The 26,050-nt window shown below is 61.4% G+C and carries 24 protein-coding genes; 16 read left to right on the top strand and 8 right to left on the bottom strand.

Annotated features, from left to right (window positions below):
• Positions 1-38: 38 nt before the first annotated feature.
• The 3 genes from trxA to ACA075_RS26995 form a co-directional block, all read right to left on the bottom strand.
• Complete coding sequence (gene trxA / locus ACA075_RS27005) at positions 39-911, bottom strand: thioredoxin (protein WP_497296283.1); 873 nt, start codon at positions 909-911, stop codon at positions 39-41.
• A gap of 186 nt (positions 912-1,097) precedes the next feature.
• Positions 1,098-1,754: a class I SAM-dependent methyltransferase gene (locus tag ACA075_RS27000; protein ID WP_497296282.1), complete on the bottom strand. Its 657-nt coding sequence runs from the start codon at positions 1,752-1,754 to the stop codon at positions 1,098-1,100.
• On the bottom strand, positions 1,751-2,215 hold the full coding sequence (locus ACA075_RS26995; protein WP_497296281.1) for a YbaY family lipoprotein: 465 nt from the start codon (positions 2,213-2,215) through the stop codon (positions 1,751-1,753). Before ACA075_RS26995 ends, ACA075_RS27000 begins: the two co-directional genes overlap by 4 nt.
• A gap of 128 nt (positions 2,216-2,343) precedes the next feature.
• Between ACA075_RS26995 and nrdR the strand changes: the two genes are divergently transcribed.
• The 12 genes from nrdR to ACA075_RS26935 all read left to right on the top strand — a co-directional run bounded on the left by nrdR (position 2,344) and on the right by ACA075_RS26935 (position 11,312).
• Positions 2,344-2,808, top strand: a complete 465-nt coding sequence (gene nrdR, locus ACA075_RS26990; RefSeq protein WP_003228656.1) for a transcriptional regulator NrdR — start codon at positions 2,344-2,346, stop codon at positions 2,806-2,808.
• A complete protein-coding gene (gene ribD, locus ACA075_RS26985) occupies positions 2,805-3,938 on the top strand; it encodes a bifunctional diaminohydroxyphosphoribosylaminopyrimidine deaminase/5-amino-6-(5-phosphoribosylamino)uracil reductase RibD (protein WP_219097482.1) in 1,134 nt (377 codons plus the stop codon). Before nrdR ends, ribD begins: the two co-directional genes overlap by 4 nt.
• Positions 3,939-3,984: 46 nt before the next feature.
• Complete coding sequence (locus ACA075_RS26980; protein ID WP_497296280.1) at positions 3,985-4,647, top strand: riboflavin synthase; 663 nt, start codon at positions 3,985-3,987, stop codon at positions 4,645-4,647.
• A gap of 16 nt (positions 4,648-4,663) precedes the next feature.
• Positions 4,664-5,755: a bifunctional 3,4-dihydroxy-2-butanone-4-phosphate synthase/GTP cyclohydrolase II gene (gene ribBA / locus ACA075_RS26975; RefSeq protein ID WP_461977106.1), complete on the top strand. Its 1,092-nt coding sequence runs from the start codon at positions 4,664-4,666 to the stop codon at positions 5,753-5,755.
• Between the two features lie 91 nt (positions 5,756-5,846).
• Entirely contained in the window at positions 5,847-6,323 is a 477-nt protein-coding gene (gene ribH / locus ACA075_RS26970; RefSeq protein WP_003185938.1) for a 6,7-dimethyl-8-ribityllumazine synthase, read from the top strand.
• On the top strand, positions 6,320-6,820 hold the full coding sequence (nusB, locus tag ACA075_RS26965) for a transcription antitermination factor NusB (RefSeq protein WP_497296279.1): 501 nt from the start codon (positions 6,320-6,322) through the stop codon (positions 6,818-6,820). The genes ribH and nusB overlap by 4 nt, the downstream gene beginning before the upstream one ends.
• A 180-nt stretch (positions 6,821-7,000) precedes the next feature.
• Positions 7,001-7,966 carry a thiamine-phosphate kinase gene (thiL, locus tag ACA075_RS26960; RefSeq protein WP_497296278.1) on the top strand — a complete coding sequence of 322 codons (966 nt, stop codon included), beginning with the start codon at positions 7,001-7,003 and terminating at the stop codon, positions 7,964-7,966.
• Positions 7,963-8,466 (top strand): phosphatidylglycerophosphatase A family protein, encoded by a 504-nt coding sequence (locus tag ACA075_RS26955; protein ID WP_008033735.1) that lies wholly within the window; start codon positions 7,963-7,965, stop codon positions 8,464-8,466. The genes thiL and ACA075_RS26955 overlap by 4 nt, the downstream gene beginning before the upstream one ends.
• Positions 8,467-8,488: 22 nt before the next feature.
• Positions 8,489-9,226 (top strand): transporter substrate-binding domain-containing protein, encoded by a 738-nt coding sequence (locus ACA075_RS26950; protein WP_497296277.1) that lies wholly within the window; start codon positions 8,489-8,491, stop codon positions 9,224-9,226.
• A gap of 252 nt (positions 9,227-9,478) precedes the next feature.
• Positions 9,479-10,096: a GTP cyclohydrolase II gene (gene ribA, locus ACA075_RS26945; protein ID WP_027924335.1), complete on the top strand. Its 618-nt coding sequence runs from the start codon at positions 9,479-9,481 to the stop codon at positions 10,094-10,096.
• The gene (locus tag ACA075_RS26940; protein ID WP_497296276.1) at positions 10,093-10,512 is read left to right on the top strand and encodes an MFS transporter; all 420 of its coding nucleotides are present in this window, start codon (positions 10,093-10,095) and stop codon (positions 10,510-10,512) included. Before ribA ends, ACA075_RS26940 begins: the two co-directional genes overlap by 4 nt.
• Complete coding sequence (locus ACA075_RS26935) at positions 10,512-11,312, top strand: cobalamin-binding protein (RefSeq protein WP_497296275.1); 801 nt, start codon at positions 10,512-10,514, stop codon at positions 11,310-11,312. Before ACA075_RS26940 ends, ACA075_RS26935 begins: the two co-directional genes overlap by 1 nt.
• Positions 11,313-11,463: 151 nt before the next feature.
• Here ACA075_RS26935 and ACA075_RS26930 read toward each other — a convergent pair whose 3' ends face one another.
• The 5 genes from ACA075_RS26930 to ACA075_RS26910 all read right to left on the bottom strand — a co-directional run bounded on the left by ACA075_RS26930 (position 11,464) and on the right by ACA075_RS26910 (position 18,034).
• Positions 11,464-13,347: a TonB-dependent receptor domain-containing protein gene (locus ACA075_RS26930; RefSeq protein WP_497296274.1), complete on the bottom strand. Its 1,884-nt coding sequence runs from the start codon at positions 13,345-13,347 to the stop codon at positions 11,464-11,466.
• A gap of 163 nt (positions 13,348-13,510) precedes the next feature.
• The gene (gene dxs / locus ACA075_RS26925; RefSeq protein ID WP_497296273.1) at positions 13,511-15,409 is read right to left on the bottom strand and encodes a 1-deoxy-D-xylulose-5-phosphate synthase; all 1,899 of its coding nucleotides are present in this window, start codon (positions 15,407-15,409) and stop codon (positions 13,511-13,513) included.
• 91 nt (positions 15,410-15,500) lie between these two features.
• The gene (gene ispA / locus ACA075_RS26920) at positions 15,501-16,388 is read right to left on the bottom strand and encodes a (2E,6E)-farnesyl diphosphate synthase (protein ID WP_497296272.1); all 888 of its coding nucleotides are present in this window, start codon (positions 16,386-16,388) and stop codon (positions 15,501-15,503) included.
• Entirely contained in the window at positions 16,385-16,627 is a 243-nt protein-coding gene (locus ACA075_RS26915; protein ID WP_007894317.1) for an exodeoxyribonuclease VII small subunit, read from the bottom strand. Before ACA075_RS26915 ends, ispA begins: the two co-directional genes overlap by 4 nt.
• Positions 16,628-16,888: 261 nt before the next feature.
• Positions 16,889-18,034 carry a Fic family protein gene (locus ACA075_RS26910; protein ID WP_497296271.1) on the bottom strand — a complete coding sequence of 382 codons (1,146 nt, stop codon included), beginning with the start codon at positions 18,032-18,034 and terminating at the stop codon, positions 16,889-16,891.
• A gap of 277 nt (positions 18,035-18,311) precedes the next feature.
• Between ACA075_RS26910 and ACA075_RS26905 the strand changes: the two genes are divergently transcribed.
• From ACA075_RS26905 to ACA075_RS26890, 4 genes are read left to right on the top strand one after another with little or no spacing between them, the layout of a single operon-like run.
• A complete protein-coding gene (locus tag ACA075_RS26905; protein WP_497296270.1) occupies positions 18,312-19,103 on the top strand; it encodes a YfaP family protein in 792 nt (263 codons plus the stop codon).
• Between the two features lie 37 nt (positions 19,104-19,140).
• Positions 19,141-20,853, top strand: a complete 1,713-nt coding sequence (locus ACA075_RS26900; RefSeq protein ID WP_497296269.1) for a DUF2138 domain-containing protein — start codon at positions 19,141-19,143, stop codon at positions 20,851-20,853.
• Complete coding sequence (locus ACA075_RS26895) at positions 20,838-21,488, top strand: DUF1175 domain-containing protein (RefSeq protein WP_497296268.1); 651 nt, start codon at positions 20,838-20,840, stop codon at positions 21,486-21,488. The genes ACA075_RS26900 and ACA075_RS26895 overlap by 16 nt, the downstream gene beginning before the upstream one ends.
• Entirely contained in the window at positions 21,485-26,050 is a 4,566-nt protein-coding gene (locus ACA075_RS26890) for an alpha-2-macroglobulin family protein (RefSeq protein ID WP_497299342.1), read from the top strand. Before ACA075_RS26895 ends, ACA075_RS26890 begins: the two co-directional genes overlap by 4 nt.

Genomic DNA, 26,050 nt, shown 5'->3' with positions numbered 1-26,050 from the left:
TCGCAAAGATCGCAGCGAGGCTGCGATCTTTTGATCTTTCAATAAAGCGCGGCAAACAACTTGCGGCGGTAGGTGGTCACCAGCGGGTGATCATTGCCCAGCAGTTCGAACACCTGCAGCAAGGTCTTGTGCGGCAAGCCTTCGCTGTAGCTGCGATTGCGGATGAACAGTTTCAGCAACGCATCCAGCGCGGCGTCGTATTGCTGGCGGGCCAACTGCTGGATAGCCAGTTGATACACCGCTTCATCGTCCTGCGGGTTTTTCGCCAGGCGTGCTTTCAGGTCGGCGGCATCCGGCAAATCCTTGGCCTGGCCAAGGAACTGGATCTGCGCCTTGGCGCCGGCCAGCGCCGCTTTGTGTTCGTCGCTTTTCACTGCGTCGAGCACAGTTTGCGCTTCGCCCAGTTCACCGCGTTCAGTCAGGCAACGGGCATAGAGGATCAAGGCGGCAGCGTTGGTGTTGTCTTCGCCCAGCAGCACTTTGAGCGCGGCTTCGGCATCGGCGAAACGGCTGTCGTCGAACAGGGCCTGGGCTTGTTCGAACGGATCAGCGGCCGCGGGTGGCGGCATTTGTACGTGAGGCTCAAGCAGCGCCCGCACAGCGGATTCCGGCTGCGCACCGGCAAAACCGTCCACCGGCTGACCGTCCTTGAACAACACCACCGTCGGCAGGCTGCGAATGCCGAAGCGGGCGACGATGTCTTGTTCGAGATCGCAATTGACCTTGGCCAGCAGCAACTCGCCCTGATAACTCTCGGCAATGGTTTGCAGCATCGGCATCAGCACTTTGCACGGCGCACACCATTCGGCCCAGAAATCCACCAGCACCGGTTTGTGGAAAGAGTTCTCGATCACCGACTGGTCGAAATCGGCGGTCGTGGCGTCGAAGATGTACGGCGTTTCCTGACTCATGGGGGATCTCTTGGAAGCGTGAATGGGGCAACTATACGGCTTGGCAGGGTGTCGCTGAAAGTGTGGGCGGTCTGACAGGGCGCTTTCGCGGGCAAGTCGGATCGCCGCACCGCTCGCTCCTACAGGTCCGAGCCGATTTGAAGAACGACGCCGAACCTGTAGGAGCGAAGCTTGCTCGCGAAGCTTTTAGCCGCGCCGCGCGTGGTACAGGCTCACATGCCGAAACTCTTCAGGCTCGGCCAGATCCGGCAAGGTCATCGCCTCCAGCATTTCGATGCGTTGATACAGCGGATGCCTGAAATCCCTCACTCGTGAATCGGCCACCAGCGCCTCCTTGCCACGGCTCAAGAACTCATCGAGCAACGGCAGATTCGCCCGGTCGTAGAGCACGTCGGCCACCAGAATCAGATCAAACCGATCCGCCTCGGCGAAAAAGTCTGTTGAGTATTCAAGGTGTACGTCATTGAGTTCAGCATTCGCCCGACAGGCGGCAATCGCCAGCGGGTCGAGGTCACAGGCCACCACTTCCAGCGCCCCGGCCTTGACGGCCGCGATCCCCGCCACCCCGGAACCGGCGCCAAAATCCAGCACCCGTTTGCCTTTGACCCATTCAGGGAATGCGGCGAGATAGCGGGCGACCGCCAGGCCGCTGGCCCAGCAGAAACTCCAGTAGGGCGGTTCATGCAGAATCCGCCGGGTTTCTTCCGGGCTGAATGCGCGGTCCATGTTGTCGCCGTCGATCAGCCAGAGTTTCAGCTCGGTATCGGGCAATGCGACCGGCACAAGCTGCGCATCACCGAGCAATTCACCCAACGCTTGTTGCAGGTCGAGCGGTGCAATCATGGCGCTTTGACGAATTGCAGCTGACCCAAGGCCTGGGTCGTCGGCTGGGTAATGACCTGCGAGGGCAGGTGCAAAATCAACTGGCCGGACTGGCTGGCGCGACCGCGCAATTCAACGCGAACGCCGGCCGGGAACGATTCCGGGTTGAAGCGCAGGTGAAACGGCAGACTCTGATTGGTGCCGATCAGGCTGGAACTGGCGAGCAATTGTTGCGGGCGGTCCTGGGCATCGATCACCAGCAGCGCCAATTCGACTTCGGCACCGGCCGGTATGCCTTGCAGGGTGCCGCTCAATTCACGCTGATACGCGGGCAGCGGGCCAAGGTTGGCGGACTCCTTGGCTTTTTTCTGCGCGGCTTGTGGGGCGGGCCCTGGCGTTGGCGGCTGAGGCTTGGGCGCATCGCTGCTGCAGGCCACCAGCAGGCTGAAAACACTGAGCAATACGAGCGGTCTTAGGGACATTTGCGGCTCCAGCAAGGTGAAATCCATGGATCAAGCTCTATAGCCAGTCTGTATACCGCAAACCCTATGGCTTGTCTTGCCACGGGGATGCGCTACCATGGCCCTCCCTTTTTTTGTTGCCTGCCACCATGCACTGTCCCTTCTGCGGTGCCAACGACACCAAGGTCATCGACTCGCGTCTGGTCGCCGAGGGCGAACAGGTGCGCCGCCGGCGTGAATGCCTGGCCTGCGGCGAGCGTTTCACGACGTTCGAGACGGCTGAACTGGTGTTGCCGCGCCTGATCAAAACCGACGGTAGCCGTCAGCCCTTCGACGAAGAAAAACTTCGCGCCGGCATGCAGCGTGCGCTGGAGAAGCGCCCGGTGAGTGTCGAGCGCCTCGAATCGTCGCTGGTACACATCAAACACAAACTGCGCGCCACCGGCGAGCGCGAGGTCAAATCCCTCGTGGTCGGTGAACTGGTGATGGCCGAGCTGCAAAAGCTCGATGAAGTCGCCTACATTCGTTTCGCCTCCGTGTATCGGCGCTTCCAGGACCTCAACGAGTTCCGCGAAGAGATCGATCGCCTGGCCCGTGAGCCGGTGAAAGAATGACCACCTCCCCGGAACAAGCCATCCTAGACGCCCATTACATGGCCCGCGCCCTGGAACTGGCGCGCAAAGGTCATTACACGACGCACCCCAACCCTCGGGTTGGCTGCGTGATCGTGCGTGACGGGCAGATTGTCGGCGAAGGCTGGCACGTGCGTACCGGCGAACCCCACGCTGAAGTCCACGCCCTGCGTGCCGCAGGTGACAAGGCCCGAGGCGCCACCGCTTACGTGACCCTCGAACCGTGCAGCCACCACGGCCACACGCCGCCTTGCGCCGATGCGCTGGTGAATGCCGGCCTCGCACGGGTCGTCGCGGCGATGCAGGACCCGAATCCGTCGGTGGCCGGTCGCGGCATGCAGCGCCTGGCCCAGGCCGGCATCGCCATCGAAAGTGGCGTGCTGGAGGGCGAGGCGCGCAAACTCAATCAAGGCTTCCTCAAGCGCATGGAACATGGCCTGCCGTTCGTGCGGGTCAAGTTGGCCATGAGCCTGGACGGTCGCACGGCGATGGAAAGCGGCGAGAGCCAATGGATCACCGGCCCGGCCGCACGTTCGGCAGTGCAACGCCTGCGGGCGCAGGCCAGCGTGGTGCTGACCGGCGCCGACACGGTGCTGGCGGACAACGCCCGCTTGACCGTGCGTGCCGATGAGCTGGGCCTGGACGCCGAGCAAACGGCCCTGGCCATGAGCCGACCGCCGCTGCGCGTGCTGATCGACGGCCGTCTGCGAGTGCCGCTGGATGCGCCGTTCTTCAAGGCCGGCCCGGCATTGGTCGCCACCTGCATGGCGATTGAAGAGCAATACGCCAACGGCCCGGAATGCCTGATTGTGGCTGGCGACGATGGTTTGGTTGACCTGCGTAAACTGCTGGTCGAACTGGCCAATCGCGGGGTTAACGAAGTGTTGGTCGAAGCGGGGCCGCGTTTGGCCGGGGCTTTCGCTCAGCAAGGGCTGGTAGACGAATTCCAGATTTTCATCGCCGGCAAGTTCCTTGGCTCCTCGGCCCGGCCGCTGCTGGACTGGCCGCTGGCGCAAATGAAGGACGCGCCCGAGCTCAAAATCACCGAAATTCGCGCGGTTGGCGATGACTGGCGAGTCATCGCCATTCCAGCGCCAGCGGCGAGCGTATAATTCCCGGCCTGCGCCACGCGACGGCCCTGTTCTCGAGGAGGACTCCATGTTTACCGGCATCATCGAATCCATCGGCAGTATTCGTGCATTGACCCCAAAAGGCGGAGATGTGCGGGTCCACGTAGAAACCGGCAAGCTCGATTTGAGCGACGTCAAACTGGGCGACAGCATCGCGGTCAATGGCGTGTGTCTGACCGCCGTTGAATTGCCGGGCAACGGCTTTGCGGCGGACGTCAGTCGCGAAACCCTCGACTGCACCGCCATGAATGATCTGAAAAGCGGCAGCCCGGTGAACCTTGAAAAAGCCCTGACCCCGACCACTCGCCTCGGCGGGCATCTGGTCAGCGGTCACGTGGATGGTGTGGGTGAAGTGGTTTCCCGTACCGAGAATGCTCGCGCCGTGGAATTCCGCATCCGTGCGCCGAAGGATCTGGCCAAGTACATCGCCCATAAAGGCTCGATCACCGTCGACGGCACCAGCCTGACCGTGAACGCGGTCGATGGCGCCGAGTTCATGCTGACGATCATTCCCCACACCCTGAGCGAAACCATCATGGCGTCGTACCAGCCAGGTCGCCGGGTGAATCTTGAAGTCGACTTGCTTGCCCGTTATCTGGAGCGCCTGCTTTTAGGCGATAAAGCCGCAGAGCCAACCTCCAGTAACATCACCGAAAGCTTTCTGGCCGCCAACGGCTACCTCAAATCCTGACCCAAGGGGGTGCCTTGTGGCGCTCAATAGCATCGAAGAACTGGTTGAAGACATCCGCCAAGGCAAGATGGTCATCCTCATGGATGACGAAGACCGCGAGAACGAAGGCGACCTGATCATGGCCGCCGAGTGCTGCAAGGCCGAACACATCAACTTCATGGCCAAGCACGCCCGTGGCCTGATCTGCATGCCGATGAGCCGCGAGCGTTGCGAGCTGCTCAAGCTGCCCTTGATGGCACCGCGCAACGGTTCCGGCTTCGGCACCAAGTTCACTGTGTCCATCGAAGCGGCCGAAGGCGTAACCACCGGTATCTCCGCTGCCGACCGCGCACGCACGGTGCAAGCGGCTGCGGCGAAAGACGCCAAGGCTGAAGACATCGTCAGCCCTGGCCACATCTTCCCGCTGATGGCCCAGGCCGGCGGCACCCTGGCGCGCGCTGGCCATACCGAAGCGGCGTGCGACCTGGCGCGCATGGCCGGTTTCGAGCCGAGCGGTGTGATCTGTGAAGTGATGAACGACGACGGCACCATGTCCCGTCGCACCGAACTCGAAGCTTTCGCGGCCGAACACAACATCAAGATCGGCACCATTGCCGACCTGATTCACTACCGGATGATCCACGAACGTACCGTTCAGCGGATTGCCGAGCAGCCTTTGGACAGCGAACTGGGCCAGTTCAACCTGGTGACCTATCGTGATTCCGTGGAAGGCGACGTGCACATGGCCCTGACCCTGGGCACCGTGTGCGCGGAAGAACCGACCCTGGTTCGTGTACACAACATGGACCCGTTGCGCGACCTGTTGATGGTCAAGCAACCGGGCCGCTGGAGCCTGCGCGCCGCCATGGCCGCGGTGGCCGAGGCCGGCAGCGGCGTGGTGCTGTTGCTCGGTCACCCGCTCGATGGCGACGTATTGCTGGCGCACATCCGTGAAACCGCGGATCAGACCGTCGTGAAAAAACCGACCACCTACAGCATCGTCGGTGCCGGTTCGCAGATCCTTCGGGACCTGGGCGTGCGCAAAATGCGCTTGATGTCTGCGCCAATGAAATTTAATGCGATATCCGGTTTCGATCTGGAAGTTGTAGAATACGTGCCCTCCGAATAATGACCGGTTGTTTCCAGTCCTTGATTCGCGGCTAACACATCACCGAGGGATGCGTAGAAAACGCGTCCCGGCTCTTTAAGAGATCTAACGAATGACCCTGAAGACCATCGAAGGTACCTTCATCGCCCCTAAAGGCCGCTACGCTTTGGTAGTGGGCCGTTTCAACAGCTTCGTCGTTGAAAGCCTGGTCAGCGGTGCAGTTGATGCCCTGGTTCGCCACGGCGTGAGCGAAAGCGACATCACCATCATCCGCGCGCCTGGCGCCTTCGAAATCCCGCTGGTTGCGCAGAAAGTCGCTCAGAAGGGCGAATACGCGGCAATCATCGCCCTGGGCGCGGTCATTCGTGGCGGTACTCCGCACTTCGAATACGTGGCGGGCGAATGCACCAAGGGCCTGGCCCAGGTGTCCATGGAGTTCGGCGTTCCGGTCGCTTTCGGCGTCCTGACCGTTGATTCCATCGAGCAAGCCATCGAACGTTCCGGCACCAAGGCCGGTAACAAAGGTGCCGAAGCTGCCCTGTCCGCTCTGGAAATGGTCAGCCTGCTGGCGCAGTTGGAGGCCAAGTGATTAGCGACGACAGCGATCAGTTCAACCCGCGCGATCCAAAGCCTGCGGATGCCGGCAAGCCATCGAAAAGCGTCAAGCGTCGCGAAGCTCGTCAGCTCGCGACCCAGGCGCTGTACCAATGGCACATGGCCAAGCAATCGCTGAACGAGATCGAAGCGCAGTTCCGGGTCGATAACGATTTCAGCGATGTCGACGGCGCCTACTTCCGTGAAATCCTGCACGGGGTTCCAGCGCAGAAGGACAAGATCGACGCCGCTCTCAAGCCTTGCCTGGACCTGACCATCGAAGAGCTGGACCCGGTTGAACTGGCGGTATTGCGCCTGTCCACCTGGGAACTGCTTGAACGTGTCGACGTCCCTTACCGCGTTGTGATCAACGAAGGTATCGAGCTGGCGAAAGTCTTCGGTTCTACTGACGGCCACAAATTCGTCAACGGTGTACTCGACAAGCTGGCCCCGCGTCTGCGTGAAGCTGAAGTGAAGGCGTACAAGCGCTAATCGGCGCTTGAACGGCCAGTGTCCTGTCTCGCCGATACGTTCGTTTTTTAGCGAGTGGCTGGTGTTGCCAGACAAGGCGCCGCGACGAGTCATAGCGTGCTATGGCGAGGAGCGGCAACGCAGTATGGCGACACCAGACGCCGCAAAAAAATGAACAGTATTGGTGAGACAGGACACCTTATGGGCGAGTTTGAGCTGATCCGCAATTTCTTCGCCGCCGCGCCTTGTGCGCAAGGCGGCGAAGGCGTTGCCCTCGGGATCGGCGATGACTGCGCCTTGCTCGCTGTTCCCCCCGGGGAGCAGTTGGCGATTTCCACCGACACGCTGGTTGCCGGCGTGCATTTCGCAGAGCCTTGCGACCCGTTTCTGCTCGGTCAGCGTTCGCTGGCTGTAGCTGTCAGCGATCTGGCCGCCATGGGCGCCACCCCCGTTGCCTTTACCCTTGCCCTGACCTTGCCGACGGTGACCGCCGATTGGCTGGACGCCTATGCCCGTGGTTTGAACGTCATGGCGCAGAGCTGCGGGGTGACGCTGGTGGGCGGCGATACCACGCGCGGACCGCTGAGCCTGACCATGACCGTGTTCGGTCGTGTGCCGGCCGGCAAGGCGTTGACCCGCAGCGGCGCGCAGCCCGGCGATTTGCTCTGCGTGGGCGGTGAGTTGGGCAATGCGGCGGGTGCCTTGCCGCTGGTGCTGGGGCAGCGGACGGCTGAAGCCGCCATCGCTGATCCATTGCTGGCCCATTACTGGTCGCCACAGCCGCAGCTGGCGTTGGGTCAGGCGCTGCGCGGCAAAGCCACGTCAGCGCTGGATATCTCCGACGGCCTGCTCGCTGACTGCGGGCATATTGCCCTGGCGTCGAAGGTCGGCATTCAGGTTGAACGGGACCGATTACCGCTGTCGAACGCTTTAGTGGCCTTCCTCGGTCAATCGGGCGCCGAAGCGGCAGCGATGAGCGGCGGGGACGATTACGTGCTGGCCTTCACCCTACCGTCCGTCGAGTTGCCCGCGTTGCTGGCCGCCGGCTGGCCGATCCATGTGGTCGGCAGGGTAGAGGCCGGGCAGGGCGTGGTACTGCTGGACGCCGATGGACAGGACATCACCCCGCAAACCCGGGGTTATCAACATTTTCGGGAGACCCCGTGACAGATCATCCCAAACAGGTCCCGGCGGAATTCGTACCGCCTTCGGTCTGGCGCAATCCCTGGCATTTCCTGGCGTTCGGCTTCGGCTCGGGCACCTTGCCAAAAGCACCGGGCACTTGGGGTTCGTTAGTTGCGCTACCCTTTATCCCGTTGTGGCAGATGCTGCCTGACTGGGGTTACTGGCTGATGCTCGGCATCACCATGCTGTTCGGCTTCTGGCTGTGCGGCAAGGTTGCCGACGATTTGCGGGTACACGACCACGAAGGCATCGTCTGGGACGAAATGGTCGGGATGTGGATCACCCTGTGGCTGGTGCCGGAAGGTTGGTACTGGTTGCTCGCGGGATTCTTGGTGTTCCGCTTCTTCGACATTCTCAAGCCCTGGCCGATCCACTGGATCGACCGGCATGTGCACGGTGGCGTCGGGATCATGCTCGATGACGTATTGGCAGGTGTGTTTGCGTGGTTGGCGATGCAAGGGCTGGTATGGATTTTCGCCTGACGGGCGAGACAGGGGACAAAGGATGGCTCGGCGCTGGTTGACTGCGATGGTGTTCGCCATGTTTTGCCCGATCGCCCAGGCGGGCGATGCCGTGACGACGCCGTCCGTGATTCATCTGGCCAGCGAAGACTGGGAAGACTACACCGCCGCTGACGGTCACGGCCTGGGTTGGGACGTGCTGCGGGAAGTGTTCGAGCCGGCCGGTGTCAAACTGGACATTCGCACCGAGCCTTACACCCGCTCCGTAGGCCTGGCCCAGCTCCGCGAAGTGGATGCCTGTGTCGGCTCCTACCGCGACGAGAACAGCGATCTGCTTTATCCGCGCTGGAACTTCGATACCGATCACATCTATGCCCTGGGCCTGGCGAGCAATCCGGCACCGACCCCGGAGACGTTGGGCAACTATCGACTGGCCTGGGTTCGCGGCTATGACTTCCAGGATTACCTGCCGAACGTGCGGCGCTATAACGAAGTCATCCGGCGCACCGGCATTTTGTCGATGCTGACCCACAGCCGCGCCGACTACTACATCGATGCGCTGACCGAAGTCGACTACGTCCTCAAGTGGGCCAAGGATCCTTCGCAGTTTCGGCGCACCCACATCGCGGAATTGCCGCTGTACCTGTGCTTCGCCGACACGCCCAAGGCCCGCACGTTGATGGCGCTGTTCGATGAGCGCATGGAGTTGCTGGTGAAAAGCGGCCGGTTGAAACCGATCTTCGAACGCTGGAAGCAGCCGTATCCGTTTGCCCCGAATTGAGCGCAGATTTCGCGGTACACGGCGAACTTTGTAGGAGCCGGCTTGCTGGCGATAGCGTCCGTTCAGTCGATAATCATGTCGGTTGACCCACCGCTATCGCCAGCAAGCCGGCTCCTACAGGCGTTGTTGCGCATTCGGGGATCTAACTTTTAGATCGTTATGCCCCATAATTCAGCCTAAGCGTCTGTAGGAACCTGCTGTTACAATGCCGCCTCTGCGAATCTCCAGTACTTATTGATCAGGAGCACACCGGTGCCTGTCGTTTTTGTCGCCGCTTCCAAGCTGCCAACACCCTTTGCGCAATTCACCATGCACGGCTTTCTCGATGAAGAGAACGGGCGCGAGCACGTGGTGCTGAGCCTGGGTGAGTTCGCCGACGGTGCCCCGGTACTCGGCCGATTGCACTCCGAATGCCTGACCGGCGATGCCTTGTTCAGCCAGCGCTGCGACTGCGGCTCGCAACTTGAGGCTGCCTTGCAAGCCATCGCCCGTGAAGGCCGTGGCGTGTTGCTTTACTTGCGCCAGGAAGGTCGTGGCATTGGCCTGCTGAACAAGATCCGCGCCTATGAGTTGCAGGATGGCGGTGCCGACACCGTTGAAGCCAACGAGCGTCTGGGCTTCGCCGCCGACCAGCGTGACTACGCCATGTGCCTGCCGATGCTGGAACACCTGGGCGTGAAATCCCTGCGCCTGATGACCAACAACCCGCGCAAGGTCAAAGCCTTGACCGACATGGGGATCGTGGTCGCCGAGCGCGTGCCGCTGCACACCGGTCACAACCCGCACAACAAACTCTACCTGGCCACCAAGGCCAGCAAGCTCGACCACATGATGGGCAACGAGCATCAGGGCGAGGCAGACCGGGCGTGACGCGCGGTCAAGTACGGCGGCGATTGTCCTTCAACTGGTGGCAATACCTGGCCTTAGCCCTGTTGCCGCTGTTTGTGATCAATGGCGTGTTCGGCCAGGGTGAAGCCATCCTGCCGGTGCTGGCGATGCCATTGTTCATCGCCGGGGTCGCGTCGATGTTTGTCAGCCTGAAGTTTTTCGGCAGCTACAAGCACGCACTGATCGCCACCCAGAAAGCCCTCGACACCCCTGAAGAACCCGCCGCCTGGATTACCCTGGCCGCCAAGCGCCGCACGGCGTTGCTGGTCGCGAGCCTGCCGGCCTGGATCGGCGCGTTGGCGGTGTTCGTCGGCCTTGAAGCGGTGCCGTTGGTGCTGCTGGCGCTGTCGACCACGGTGCTGTTCTACCTCTACCGTATCCCGCGTCAACTCGGCTGATGTTTCGCTTCTGGCTGGCGCTGATGCTGCTGGCCGGCAGCGGCATGGCCTCTGCTGTCGAGCGCGTTGTCAGTCTCGCGCCGTCTCTGTCTGAAATCGTTGTCGAACTGGGCTCCGCGGACCTTCTGGTCGGTGTGCTGGACGCCGGAGAGCGTCCTGCCGAACTCAATGGGCTTCCATCGGTTGGCCGCTACGGCCAGTTGGACATGGAGCGATTGCTAAGCCTCAAACCCGATTTGCTGTTGCTCTGGCCTGGCAGCGTTGGTCCGGCCCAGCGCGAGCAGCTCAAGCGACTGAACATCCCTACGTATGTCGCCGAACCCCACAACCTCGAACAACTGACCGCGCAGATTGAAGCGATTGCCACCCGGCTCGGTCGTCCTGAGCGTGGCGTTTCATTGGCTGCGCAATTACGCCAGCGCCTGGGTGTGTTGCGCCAGCGTTATCGCCGGGATAAGCCGCTGCGGGTGTTTTATCAGGTCTGGGATCGACCGCTGTACACCGTTGGCGGCGGGCAGATCATCAGTGATGCGCTGGAAATGTGCGGGGCGCGGAATGTGTTCGCCGACCTGACATTGCCGGCGCCGCAGGTCAGCGTCGAGGCGGTGTTGCAGCGTAATCCCGAGGTGATTCTGGCCAGTGATCAGGCGCAGCTCGATGCGTGGAAAGCCTGGCCGCAGGTGGCGGCGGTGGCGCAGGGGCGGTTGCTGTTAGTGACGGACAAGGGTCTGGAGCGGCCGAGTGGGCAGATGATCGAGGCGACGGCCAAGTTGTGCCAAGTCATCGCGCCTGACCGCTGACCTGTGGCGAGGGAGCTTGCTCCCGTTGGGCTGCGAAGCGGCCCCGAATTTGTCAGAGGCTTACTTCAAATGAAGCCGCATCAGCCTGTTTTGCGACTGCTGCGCAGTCGAGCGGGAGCAAGCTCCCTCGCCACAATGGCCGGTGTCAGCTCTAGAGCTCCGGCGTCCAGGTCACTCCAAACATCCACGCCCGACCTTCCTCGCGATACCCATACTGACTGCCATCATGGGTGTACAACGCCCGGCTATAGCCTTTGTCCAGGAGGTTATCGACCTTCAGCTCAAGCTTGATCTCGCGATTCAATTCCCAGCTGCTGCGCAACCCCAACAGGGCATATCCACCCAACGGCTGCTGATTGTTCAAGTCGTCATAGCTGCTGCTCACCGCTTGCCAGCTGGCGCCGAGGCCGAGCCGGTCGAACTGTCGATCCAGGTCCAGGCTCAAGGTGCGCCGCGCACGACGGGCCAGGGTATCTCCACTGTCGCGATCCCTCGGGTCGATGATCGCCACGCCGAGGTTGCTCTGCCAGCCGAACAGTTCCTGTTTCAGAGCCGCCTCGAACCCGTTGATCCGCGCCGAAGCCACGTTCTGTGGCCGTGAGTTGCTACCAAAAATAATCGCGTCTTCAAGGTCCGTGCGGTACAGCGAAGTTTCGAGACGACTGGTCTCGGTCAACTGACTGCGCCATTGCAGCTCATAGCTTTTCGAGGTTTCAGGCTTCAGGTCCGGGTTGCTGAAATCCGGGTAGTACAAGTCATTGAAGGTCGGTGCGCGGAAACCTTCGCTGTAGGTCAGCAATACGTCGTTGTCCGGGTTCAGCGGCAGGGTGAAGGTGCCGCTCCAGCTGTTCTGGCCACCGAACTGCTGGTTCTGGTCCCGGCGCAGACCCAGTTCCGTGGAGAAGCTGTCCGCCTGGTAGCGATGCTGAATAAACGCCGCGCGGTTCCAGCGGCTGTCCTCGTCGAACGGGGTGCTGCTATTGATCCGGTCTTCGTACCAGTCGCCGCCGAGAATCAGGCTGTTGCGCTCATTGAGCGTCAGGTCGTTCTGCCAGTTCACCGAATCACGGTACGTGTTGAACACGCTGCGCTCATCGCTGAGTTTGTCCAGGGTCTTCTCGCGATTTTCGCTGTGACCGAATTCGACGCGGGTTTTCCAGATATCGTTGACCCGGGCATCGACATAACTGCTAATGCTGCTCACGGCAAAGTCGCTGTAGGGCTGCTGCTGGAGCGATTCGAAGGTCGTTGGGTCGAAGCGCCCGAACGGATTGTCGAACTCGCTTTTGCCGCGGTTATCCAGCAGGTTGGCGCCGATTTCGATGTCGTCGGTGAGGGCGTGGCTCAGGCTGAGACTGACCGATTTGTTGCGGTATTCGTCATGATCGCCGTCGCTGGGATAGGACTCGTGGGTGCGGTTGATCCCGGCGGTTTCATCGAGGCTGGCGCCGAGGTTGAAGCGGGTCTTCTCATCGCCACCGGATAATCCGAGGCTGCGCTCCCAAGTCTGATTGCTGCCAAACCCCACGTGCATACGCGGTTGCAGGCCTTGTTCGCCACCACGGCGAGTGAAAATCTGGATCACGCCGCCAATCGCATCACTGCCGTAAATCACCGAACGGGAACCTCGCAGCACTTCCACGCGCTCGACCTGCTCGATGTTGATGTGTTGCAGGTTGCTGTCGCCGGAGGTCGAGTTACCGATGCGTTGGCCATCCACCAGCACCAGGCTCTGCGCCGACTGGGTCCCGCGAATGTAGATCCCCGGCAGACTGCCGCGCCCGCCGGTTTGCACGACCTGCACGCCGGGTACCCGACTCAGCAATTCCGTGACGCTGCCCGGTTGCAGGCCGTCGATGTCGTCTCGGGTGAAAACAGTGTTGGCGGCGCTGCTGTCGTTGCGCGCTTCGACCTGACGGTTGGCGCTGATCAGCACTTCGGGGAGCTTCAGGGCTTGATCGCGTTCGAAGGTGTCAGCCAGGAGCTCGCCGGCTGGCAGCAGGGTCAGCGTCAGGGCGAGGGGGGAGAGTTTCATCGGCAATCCGTTGGCGCTTTAAAGCGAACACAAATTTTGAAAGGCACAGAAAACCAATGTGGGAGCGAGCCTGCTCGCGATGAGGGTGTGTCAGTCAAAGAAGAGGTGACTGGCAGACCGCTATCGCGAGCAGGCTCGCTCCCACAAGGGGTTTTGCATTTGTTCAGATGTTGAGTAGTTGCAGGCGCTGGCGAATGGAAGCCTCGATCCCGGCCTCATCCAGCCCGCACTCTGCCAGCATCTGCGCAGGCTTGGCGTGCTCGACGTAACTGTCCGGCAAGCCCAGGTGCAGCATCGACTTGAGGATGTTTTCACGTGCCAGGAACTCGCTGACCGCGCCACCGGCACCGCCCATGATCGCGTTCTCTTCGATCGTCACCAGCAACTCATGGCTGCCGGCGACTTCGCGAACCAGCGCTTCATCCAGCGGTTTGACGAAACGCATGTCGACCACGGTGGCATCCAGCGTCTCGGCGACTTTCAGCGCCTCCGCCAGTTGCACGCCGAACACCAGCAGGGCGACTTTGCTGCCCTGGCGACGAACCACACCTTTGCCGATTTCGATCGGTTGCAGGTCTTTCTCGATCGTTGCGTTCGGGCCAGTGCCGCGCGGGTAACGCACCGCCGCCGGGCCGTTGAACAGGTGACCGGTGGTGAGCATTTTGCGCAGTTCGTTTTCATCACTCGGGGTCATCACCAGCATGCCGGGGATGCAACGCAGGAACGACAGGTCGAAGCTGCCCGCATGGGTTGGGCCGTCTTCACCCACCAGACCTGCGCGGTCGATGGCGAACAGCACGTCGAGGTTTTGCACCGCGACGTCATGGATCAGTTGGTCGTAACCGCGTTGCAGGAAGGTCGAATAAATCGCCACAACAGGTTTCGCGCCTTCGCAGGCCATGCCGGCGGCGAGGGTCACGGCGTGTTGCTCGGCAATCGCCACGTCGAAGTAGCGCAGCGGGAAACGCTCGCTGAACGCCACCAGGTCGGAGCCTTCTTTCATCGCCGGGGTGATGCCCACCAAACGGGGATCAGACGCGGCCATGTCGCACAGCCATTCGCCGAACACACCGGAATACTTTGGCCCGCCGGATTTCTTCGGTGCCGCGGCCGGCGCATCAACGGGTTCAAGCTTGGTGATGGCGTGGTAACCGATCGGGTCGACTTCCGCCGGGGCGAAGCCTTTGCCTTTCTTGGTGACGACGTGCAGGAACTGCGGGCCTTTGAGATCTCGCATGTTGCGCAGGGTGGCGATCAGGGTCGGCAGGTCGTGGCCATCGATCGGGCCGATGTAGTTCCAGCCCAGCTCTTCAAACAGCGTGCCGGGGACCAGCATACCTTTTGCGTATTCTTCGGTGCGACGGGCGATTTCCCAGGCGCCGGGCAGGCGCGACAGGACCTTTTTGCTGCCTTCACGCATGCTCGCGTAAGTGCGGCTGGACAGGATCTTCGCCAGATAATTCGACAGCCCGCCGACGTTGCGCGAGATCGACATGTCGTTGTCGTTGAGGATCACCAGCATGTTGGCGTTCACTTCCGGCGCATGGTTCAGCGCTTCGAACGCCATGCCCGCGGTCAGTGCGCCGTCGCCGATCACCGCAATGGCCTTGCGATCACTGTTCTGCAGGCGGGCGGCAATGGCCATGCCCAGCGCCGCGCTGATCGAGGTGCTGGAGTGGCCGACGCCAAAGGTGTCGTACTCGCTCTCGGAACGACGCGGGAAGGCGGCGACGCCGTCCTTCTGGCGCAGGGTGCCCATGCGCTCGCGACGGCCGGTGAGGATTTTGTGCGGGTAGGCCTGATGACCCACGTCCCACACCAGCCGGTCATCCGGGGTGTCGAAGACGTAATGCAACGCGATGGTCAGCTCGATGACGCCCAGGCCGGCACCGAAATGCCCGCCGGTCTGTCCGACCGTGTAGAGCAATTCCAGGCGCAACTCATCGGCCAGGGTTTCCAGCTCGGCTTCGCCTAACCGGCGCAGGCCGTCCGGCGTGTTGGCACGGTCGAGCAGGGGCGTGGTCGGGCGCTTACGGGGAATCTCATGAAACGTCGTGGGCATCAGGCGAATCGTTATAGGTATAGAAGAGGCGGCAGTTTACCTGATGCATCGGCCCCTGCCCACGCGTTGCTCTTTTTTGGCGGATACGCTGTCAGCTGCGGCGTTCGACGATATAGCGGGCCAAATCACGCAACGGCTCGGCAGCCGCGTCAAACGGTCGCAGCGCGTGCAGGGCCTGATCGCGCAGTTCCAGCGCGTAGGCTTTGGCCGCATCGAGGCCGAGTAGGGCCGGGTAGGTCGGCTTGTCGCGTGCGATGTCGGCGCCCTGGCGTTTGCCTAGGGTTTCGGTATCGCTCTCGACGTCGAGAATGTCGTCCTGCACCTGGAAAGCGAGGCCGATGGCCTGTGCATAAGTCTGCAAGGACTTCAGTTCGTCCTTCTCGGCGCGGCCGCTGGCCAGGGCGCCGAGTTTGACGCTGACCTCGATCAGCGCGCCGGTCTTGTGCCGGTGCATGGTTTCGAGGGCCTTTTGATCGAGTTTCAGACCGACCGAGCCGAGGTCGATGGCTTGGCCGCCGACCATGCCGGCCGGGCCTGCTGCCAATGCCAGGGCGCTGACCATCTGCAAGCGGATCTCTGCTTCCGAGGTGCTCAGGCGCGGGTCGAGCAGAGCGCTGAACGCCAGGCTCTGCAAGCCGTCACCGGCGAGAATCGCGCAGGCTTCATCGAATTTTTTGTGAGTGGTCGGCTGGCCTCGACGCAGATCGTCGTCGTCCATGGCCGGCAAATCATCGTGCACCAGGGAATACGCGTGAATCAGCTCCACCGCGCAGGCCGCGCCGTTGGCTTGCTCAGCCTTGCCGCCCAGCGCTTCGCACGCCGCGTAGGCCAGCAGCGGGCGGACCCGTTTGCCGCCATTCATCACGCTGTAGCGCATGGCTTCGTACAACCGCGCGAGCTCAGGGCTCGGCGCGTTGAACAGGGTCTCCAGGGCAGCGTTGACGCGGGCCTGGCTGGTCGCCGAATACGCAGCAATCATTCCGGCTGATCCGCGTCGAAGGGTTCCTCGGCCAGCTCGCCATCACGCTCGAGCAGCACTTGAACCTTTTGCTCGGCCTGAGCCAGCGCCGCCTGGCAATCGCGGGTCAGACCGATGCCTTGCTCGAAAGCCGTCAGCGAGTCTTCCAGCGACAATTCGCCGTTCTCCAGACGCTCCACCAGCGTTTGCAGGTCAGCGAGAGATTGTTCGAAATCCAGTGCAGCTTTTTTGCGGGCCATGGCGGCTATTTCCGGTTGACGTTAAACCGGCGCGACACTAGCAGACATGGGGGTTATGGGCAAATGAGCGGGGTGTTTCGGCCAACGTGTCCTGGACTAAACGCGACCCCTGTGGCGAGGGGGCTTGCCCCCGTTGGGCCGCGAAGCGACCCCAAAACCAAACACCACCGTTTCGTCAGGTACACCGTATCTAGCAATTTACGACTGCTGCGCAGCCGAGCGGGAGCAAGCTCCCTCGCCACAGGACAGCGTTGATCCTGCTTAATCGGTGGAGGCATCGGGATAGCTGATCTGGTATCGAGTATTGCGCCCACCGCCTGGCAGACGCTTCAAATAGCCTTTCTCCAACAGTTCGCTCAGATGACGAGTGGCAGTAGCTTTGGATACTTTCGCCACGGCCTGATACTGCGCCGCACTGATGCCATTCTCGAATCCGCGTTCCCCGCCATCCAGCAGGCGATTCAACACTTTGGTCTGTTCCGCCGTTAACGAGGACTGCCGATGCGTCTGCCAGAAGCGCGCCTTGCCCAACACCGATTCAATCCGCGCCATGGCCTGTTGCAGGCTGCGCAGCAAGGTTTTCAGAAACCATTCCAACCAATCAGTAATATCCGTCGTCGCCTTCTGGCTGGTTTCCAGCACTCGGTAATAGCCGGAGCGATCCTCGAGAATGCTCGCCGACATCGCATAAAACCGGATGGCCTGCGCCTCGCCCTGAGCCAGCGCCAGATCGGTGAGGGTGCGTGTCAGACGGCCATTACCATCGTCGAAGGGGTGCAAGGTGACGAACCATAAGTGCGCGATGCCGGCCCGCAGCAATGGATCGAGCCCGTCCTGACTTCGGCTGGCTTCAAACCAGGCAAGGAACGTATCGAGTTGTTGCTCAAGACCACGACGGGGCGGTGCTTCGAAGTGAACGGTCGGTCTGTCGAGGCGACCTGAAACTACCCGCATCGACTCATCGCCGCGTAACGCGCCGATATGCATCGCTCGAGCAGCAAGGTCAGTGTCCTGATCCGGAAATAGCCACTCATGCCATTCCAGCAATCGCTCCAGCGTCAGCGGTTTCGCAAAGTGCTGGGTGGCATCGAGTATCAACTGCGCCAGACCTTCGCTGCGCTGACTGACGTGATCGCCATCGACCTGTTCCAGACCCAGGCGCCGCGCCAGCGAAGAGCGGACCGAGCCAACATTCAGCTGTTCACCTTCGATAGCCGAAGACGTCACGATGTTTTGCAACAACGCATCCAGTTCGCTCTGCGCACTTAGCGAGCCACCCACGGAACTGGCCATGCCCATCAACCGGCCTTGCGCCTGCACGCACTCACGCAGCAGCGGTGTCAGGCGCTCGGCTTGCCAGTTGAAATTCGGCCAATCGGGCTGTTGCCAGATCCAGTGAGGTGCCATGAATTCAGGTGCTCCAAGGTCAATGAGCCGAATAATAGTCGTATTCGGCTCATTTCGTGAGCCGAATAACCTCTCTATTCGGCTCACGTCCAAAAATCACCGTGATTCCTACCGCAAATATAGATGTATCCGATTGTTAAAAAACCGCCGAATGGCTAACCTTCGCGCCTTCTACGACCCAATAGTCACGGGTCTATCTGACGAAACACAGTTTTTGGATCTGTAACGCGCCGAGGATCGGGTGCAAGGTTTCGTTATGCATGGCAGGAGGCGTCACATGCGTTCATTTTTTCTAGTGCTGATGGGGTGGGTCTGCGCGACCGCTGCCTGGGCCGAGCCGACGGCTGAGTTGTCGGAGCCGGTCGGCGGCTGGCGCTTCAATGGCTTGCTCGATCGCAGTGAATACCCGCAAGTCGCCTATCCGACGCCGCCCATCGACCGTGGCGTGCAGCGCAATCGCACGATGATCCAAGGCCAGCTCAAGGCCATTGGCACGCAACGCGGGCCTCATACGCTGGCCGTCAACGGCAATCCCCTGAATCTGTACACCGACGACCAGGGGCGTTTCGCCCGGCCGTATGCGTTCGGCGCCGGTTCCAACAGCGTCGAAGTGCGCAGTGCCGAAGGCAAGTCCCTCAAGCGCGTTCAATTCTATGAAGCCAACAACCTGCGCACCCCGGCACGGATTCGCGTGGTGCTGGGGTGGGATGATCCGAAAGCCGAACTCGATCTGCACATCGTGACCCCCGACGGCCAGCATGCGTTCTGGGCGCGCCCGGCGATGAGCAATGGCGGCGGGCTGGATCCGGACGGCGTCGATGGCCCCGGCCCGGAAATGTTCACCATGACCGCGCCGATGCATGGCAACTATCTGGTTTACGTGAACTATTGGGGCAACTTCGGCAGCGGCGGCTATAACTTCGATGAGACCAGCAACCAGAACGAGGTGATCACCTCGCAGATCAACTTGGTGCTCAACGAAAACACTGTCGACGAAAAACGCGAGACCTTCATCGTGCCCCTGCGGGCCATCGGTGACCTGCTGCTGGTCAAGACTTTCAACTATTAAGCATCCCGCTCCACGGATGACATCGGGTTTTGTGAACATGAGCGATAACACTGTTTCTCCGGCCGCCGAAACGCCAGCTGCCAAAACTCCTCGCCGCTGGCCGGCGCTGCTGGTCGGGTTGGTCCTGGTGGCTGGCGTCGCGGCCGGATTGGGCTGGTTCATGCACAAGCCCAAGACACCACCGGCAGAGTTGGCCAGCGACAAACTGGGCATGAGCCGCCCGGACGGTCTGCTCGAAACCCACTCCCTGAGCCAATTGCCCAAGGACTTGCTGGCGGTGCCGTTCCTCAAGGAAACCCTGACCGAAGATTTCGTCTTCTATTACGAAGCGCATGCGGATCGACTTGGCTTGATCGGCAGTCTGCGGCGGATCATTTACGAGCATGACCTGAAGTTGCAGGACAGTTTGATCGAGCAGCTCTTCGATCAACCGGCAGATGTGGCGTTGTGGCGCGGGGTGGACGGCCGGCTGAAAGACTTTTTGTTGGTGATGGATCGCGGTGGTCTGGCCAAGGTGCTGGAGCCGCTGGCGAAAGTGGCGCTGGATGATTCGCAGCTGACGCAACTCGGTGACATCAAGGTCGCTGGCGATACGGTGCCGCTGTATCAGCTCACCTACAACAACAGCAAAGCGCTGCTGTTTGCCTCTCATGGCGACAAGTTGGTGGTGCTGTCCAATCCTTCGAAACTGTACGACAACAGTAATGGCCCGATCGATGAGCTCGGCATGGTTTCGACTCAATCGCTGGAAGCACTGCTCGGCGGCCAGAAACTGTTCCCCGAAGCCTTCGGCCTGCCACCGCGCGCGCCTGAAGTGAAACAACGTCTGTCGGTCAATTCCAGCGTGCTGGCCATGGGTTACCAGCGTTTCATCCCGAACTTCGCCGGCCTGCGCTTCGACATGGACGACAAGGGCTGGCACAGCTTCCTCGCCATGGACGAACTGGACAACCAGCCGGACTTCGATTTCAAGCCGATCTGGCAAGCCATGCCGATGGGCGCCAGTGCCTGTGTCGCCTTGCCGCTCGCCGCCGAACAGCAGAAACCGCTGCTGGTAAAACTCGGTGCCGACGAAACCGTGGCCCAGGCGCTGACTGAACACATGGCCGGGGCCGCCGGGCTGTGCTGGTACGCCGATTCGCGGTTGTACACGCCGTTGCTGGTGGCCAGCCTGAACGATGATGACAGCGCCAAGCTCGACGGCGACCTGGGCAGCCTGTTCGGCTCGATGGTCGGCGCCTATGAAGGCAACGTCGAAGAACACGCGTTCCCGGTGGTCGAGAAACAGGAAGGCCAAAGCCATCAGTGGCAGCGCCAGGTCAGCTCCAACTTCGGTCCTTACAAAGCCAAGGACGCCGAGAACCCGGACGCAATCACCGGCAAGGCGTTCATGAAAGTCAGCCTGGCGCGTCACGGTTCGACGTTGCTGTTCTCCCTCGACGACAAGCTCGTGGACAAGGCCCTCGGCACCCTCGACAAACGCTTCCCGCCGATGGCCGACGTGGTGCCGAAAGACCTGCTGATGCCGGTCTACTTCGGCCCGGACTCCATGGCGCAACTGATGCAGCAGGAAACCCTCGACAGCCTGCCCCAGGACATGGAGCCGGTGTTCTACAACGCCGCGCAAACCTACCTGATCCCGAAACTGCGCAAGCTCGGCGGCTATGGCAAGTACGCCCTGACCTTGCCCGAAGGCAGCGAGCCGGACGGCCATTGGCAGTGGCTGCCGCTGGAATGGAAAGCCCTGTGACCGCACTTATCCGAGGCCTCGGCCTGCTGGCGATGTTGCTGGGCAGCCGCGCATTTGCCAGTGAAGCCGCAGCGCTGGATCCGCAGCAATCCCAGGTGTTCCGCGCCTGGTTCGTGCGCATTGCCCAGGAACAACTGACCCAAGGCCCGAGCCCGCGCTGGTATCAGCAGGACTGCGCCGGGCTGGTGCGCTTCGCCGCCAACGAAGCGCTGAAAGTCCATGACGACAAATGGTTGCGCAGCAATGGCTTGTCCAACCGCTACCTGCCGCCGGAGCTGCAATTGAGCGAGGCCCAACGTGGCCTCGCCCAGCAGTGGCAGCAGGGCGACGGCAAGGTCGGGCCCTACGTCAATGCGATCAAGTTGATTCAGTTCAACAGCCATCTGGTCGGTCGCGATCTGGCGCAAGCCCGGCCCGGCGACCTGATGTTTTTCGATCAGGGCGACGACCAGCACCTGATGATCTGGATGGGCCGCTACATCGCCTATCACACCGGCACCACCACCCCCACTGACAACGGCATGCGTTCCGCGAGCCTGCAGCAACTCATGACATGGAAGGACACCCGATGGATACCCGACGCAGCCAACCCCAACTTCATCGGCGTCTATCGACTGAACTTTCTCTCCCAATGATCGGTGCCCGCATGTTGCGTTTCCTGCCTCTGCTGTTGGTTTTGGTGCTGCCGTTTTCGGCGGTCAACGCCGAAGACACCGTCGAGCCGAGCGGCTACACGCCGGTGGCCGGTGAAAGCTTTTTCCTGCTGGCCGACAGCAGTTTCGCCAGCGACGAGCAGGCGATGGTCCGCCTCGAAGCGCCGGGTCGCGATTACCGTCGGTTCCGCATGGAGCCCTATGGCGGCGCAGACATTCGGGTGTATCGCATCGACAAGCCGCTTGATTTCCTCAAGCGCCAGAAGAACCTGCACCGGGTGGTCAGCGACGGCCAGTTCAAGGGCGAAGGCCTGTCGAATACGCTCGCGTACCTGTGGGACAACTGGTATCGCAAATCCCGTCGGGTGATGCAGCGGGCGTTTTCCTACGAGTCGCGTAAACAAGTCACCGAGGAAGTGCCGGAACTGAAGATGGGCAGCGCGATTGCTGCACCAACGCCTTACGACGCTCAGCCGCAATTCGCGCTGATCCCGGGCCTGCCGGTGGTCAGCCAATTCCGTTATCCGTTGTGGCAAGCCAAACCGATTCAGCCACCTACCGGTGTGAATCTGGCCGGTTCGTCCAGTGAGTTCGTCAGCGTCGCACCGGGCAACGTGTACATCCCGTTGGGCAACCTCAAACCCGGTCTGTACCTGGTGGAAGCGCTGATCGGCAAGTACCGCGCCACGACCATGGTCTTCGTTTCCAACACTGTGGCCGTGAGCAAGATTGCCGGTGATGAATTGGTGGTCTGGGCTGCGCGCAAGCACGAAGGCAGTTCGGTGCCGAAGGTCAATGTGCTGTGGACCGATGGCCTCGGCGTGATGAGCAGCGGCGCCACCGATGCCGATGGTTTGCTGCGCCTGAAACACGTCAGCCCCGAGCGTTCGTTCGTGATCGGCGAGGACGAAGAGGGCGGGGTGTTTGTCTCCGAGAACTTCTATTACGACAGCGAGATCTACGACACCAAACTCTATGCCTTCACCGACCGGCCGCTGTATCGGCCAGGGGATTGGGTGTCGCTGAAAATCGTCGGTCGCGAGTTCAAGAACGCCCGGGATTCGGTGTTGCCGACCGCTGCCGACGTCAACGTGACCGTACTCGATGCCACCGGCACGGCGCTGCAATCGCTGGCGCTGAAGCTGGATTCCAAGGCCGGCACCCAAGGCCGATTCCAGTTGCCGGACAACGCCGTGGCCGGCGGTTATGAACTGCGTTTCAGCTACAAGGATCAGGCCTACAGCAGCGCCTTCCGCGTTGCCGAATACATCAAGCCGCACTTCGAGATTTCCCTGAACCTGGCCAAGCAGGATTACCGCACCGGCGAACCGGTCAAGGGCAGCCTGGTGCTGCTGTACCCGGACGGCAAACCGGTGGCCGATGCCAAGTTGACCCTGAGCCTGCGCGCCCAGCAACTGTCGATGGTCGACAACGAGTTGCAATACCTCGGGCAATTCCCGGTGGAACTGACCAGCACCGAACTGACCACCGACAGCAAAGGCAACGCGACCCTCGACCTGCCGGCCGCCGAGAAACCGAGCCGCTACATGCTCACCGTGTTCGCCAGCGACGGTGCGGCGTATCGGGTCAAGACCACCAAGGAAATCCTCATCGACCGTGGCGCCGCGAGTTTCCGCTTGAGCGCTCCACAGCGGTTCAGTGCAGTGGGCGACAAGGTTGCGTTCAGCTATTTGAATGAAGGTGGCAGCGAGCAGACCAAAGCAGTCACGCCGGGCAGCTACGGTTGGGTACGTCTGGAGGATCAGAGCACCGGCGAAGGCAAACTCGCTGCGACGGATAAAGGTTTCACCTTGGCCTTCGACCGTCCGGGCACCTACAACCTGACGTTGAAGGATGACCATGGCCGAGTCGTCGGCGCCACCGGCCATTCGGTGACCGGCGACGGTGTCAAAGCCGTGCCTGGCACCGTGGAAATCGTCCTCGACAAACCCGAGTACAAGGCGGGCGACGAAGCCCTGGCGTTGATCACTTTCCCCGAGCCGGTCAGCGATGCGCTGCTGTCCCTGGAGCGGGACAAAGTCGAGGCCACGGCGTTGCTGTCCAAGGGCGGTGACTGGCTGAAGATGGAAAAACTCAGCGACACCCAATACCGCGCGCGCATCCCCGTGAAGGACAACTTCGCGCCGAACCTGACGTTCTCGGTGCTGTACACCAAGGGCGGTCAATACAGTTTCCAGAACGCTGGCATCAAGGTGATTGCGCCGCAAATCGACGTGGCCATCGTCACGGACAAAGAGGCGTATCAGCCGGGCGATACCGTGTCGGTGGACCTGACCACCCAGTTCGCCGGCAAGCCAATTCCGGCACACCTGACGGTGAGCGTGGTCGATGAAATGGTCTACGCGCTGCAACCGGAAGTCGCGCCAACCATCGACCAATTCTTCTACCACCCGCGCCGCAACAACGTGCGCACCAGCGCCAGTCTGTCGTTCATCAGCTACGACGTTGCGTTGCCGGGCAGTCCCGGTGCGCCAGGCAAAGCCAACCGCAGCGAGCGCGGCGTGAAAGTGCTGGAGCGGCCGCGGCGCGAAGACGTCGATACCGCCGCGTGGCAGCCGGAACTGGTAACTGACGCCGATGGAAAAACCCGTTTCACCTTCAAGATGCCGGACTCGCTGACCCGCTGGCGCATCACTGCACGGGCCATCGCTGATGACGGTCAGGTCGGGCAGAAGAAGCAATTCCTGCGCTCGGAAAAACCGCTGTACCTGAAGTGGAGCGGCCCGACCCAATTCCGCAATGGCGACAAACCGGATCTCGGCGTGTTCGCGTTCAGCCAGGCTGAAAAACCGGTCAAGGCTGAGCTGGTGATTCATTACGCTGGCGCCGAGCAACGCGTGCCGGTGACCCTGAACAACGGCATCAACTACATCGCGCTGCCGGCGTTTGCGTTGACCTCCGGCGAGTGGACCGCCGAACTGGTGCAGGACGGCAAAACCGCCGATGCCCTGGCCGTGCGCCTGACTGCAACCGGCGAAGGCTGGCAGGTCACACAAAGCCAAAGCCTGGACGTGGCCAGCGGTGACACGCCGCTGACCTTGCCGGCGGACGCGACGGATATTCGCCTGCGTCTGGATGACAGTCCGCAAGCGTTGTTCCGCTCGGCGCTTGATGATTTGTTGAGCTATCCGTACGGCGGCGTCGAACAAACCGCTAGCCGTTTGCTGCCGTTGAGCATTGCGTATCCAACCTTGTCGTCGAACCCGCAGATCCGCGATCGTTTGCGCCTGATCATGCAAAACAGCCGTCTGCGTCTGGTACAAATGGCCGGGCCATCGGCGAGTTTCACCTGGTGGGGCATGGACGGCGAGCCGGATGCGTTCCTCACTGCCTACGCCTATTACGCCGACTGGCACGCCAGCAAAGCACTGGAACTGAGCCTGCCGCCGGAGCATTGGCAGCGGGTGCTGGAGGTGTATTCCAAGCAGGCGAAAAACACGCCGCTGTTGCAGCGGGCGCTGATTCTGTCGTTCGCCAAGCAGATGCAATTGCCGGTCAACACCTTGCTCAGTGGGTTGATGGATGACCTGGCGAAAGCAGGCGAGGGCAATGCAGCGAACCTGATGGAGGATGGCGAGGACAGCCTTGTCATGAGCGATCCTGATTCGGCGCTGGGATTGGCGGCGGCTCGCACGTTGGCTACTTCTTTGGCGAAGCAATCGAAGGTGACTCTGCCGGACGCATTCAATCGTCAACTGCCGGATGCGCAACAACGGCTGGCGGTCAGTTCTCAACCGTTTGCCGAAGCCTTGAACCTGTCGATGCAACCCTTCGATCAGGCTCACGCGCAAGCGTTGTTGCAACGTTTACTGCCGCAGCAATCGACCCTGGAACGCGCTCTGGCGCTGACCTGGTTGCAACGCAGCATCGAGCAGGCATCGCCGACGATTGCATTGGCACCGGGTGAAGGCTGGAAAAAACAACACGGTGATACCGGTGAAATGTACTGGACGTGGCAAGGCGCTCCGCCGGTGCCGGTGGTGTTATCGCTGACCGGGACGCAGGAACGTCCGTTGCGCGCCGCGTTGAGTTTCCAGACCCGGCAACCGGCGGTTGATCCGATGGCGGTGACCATCACTCGGCGCCTGTCGCGTCTGGTGCCCGGTGACGAAGCGTTCACCTTCAAACTGGAAGCGGTCGGCACCCAGCCGTTGTCCAGTGACAGCCTGTACCTGGACGAAGTGATCATCACTAGCAAAGCCGCGAAACCGCTGCGCTACGGCATGCTCGAAGTGCCGCTGCCGCCGGGTGCCGATGTTGAGCGCACCACGTGGGGCATCAAGTTGATGGGCAAGGGCGGCACCGAGCCGACCGCGCTGGAGAAGGCGCGTTTCGAGCCGGGCCAGCTGGCTTACGCGATTCCGGTCGATGCCTTGAGCGGCGAACTGCGCCTGCGGCACCTGGTGCGTTTCTCGCAGAAAGGCCAGTTCAACCTGCCACCGGTGCGTTTCACTCAAGTCTACGCGCCGCAACATCAAGCCCAGGAACAGAAACCGGCCCTCGGCCAGGTCACGGTCAACTGA

This window comes from Pseudomonas sp. LBUM1663 (assembly GCF_059695905.1).
This window is presented reverse-complemented; position numbering and strand designations above follow the sequence as displayed.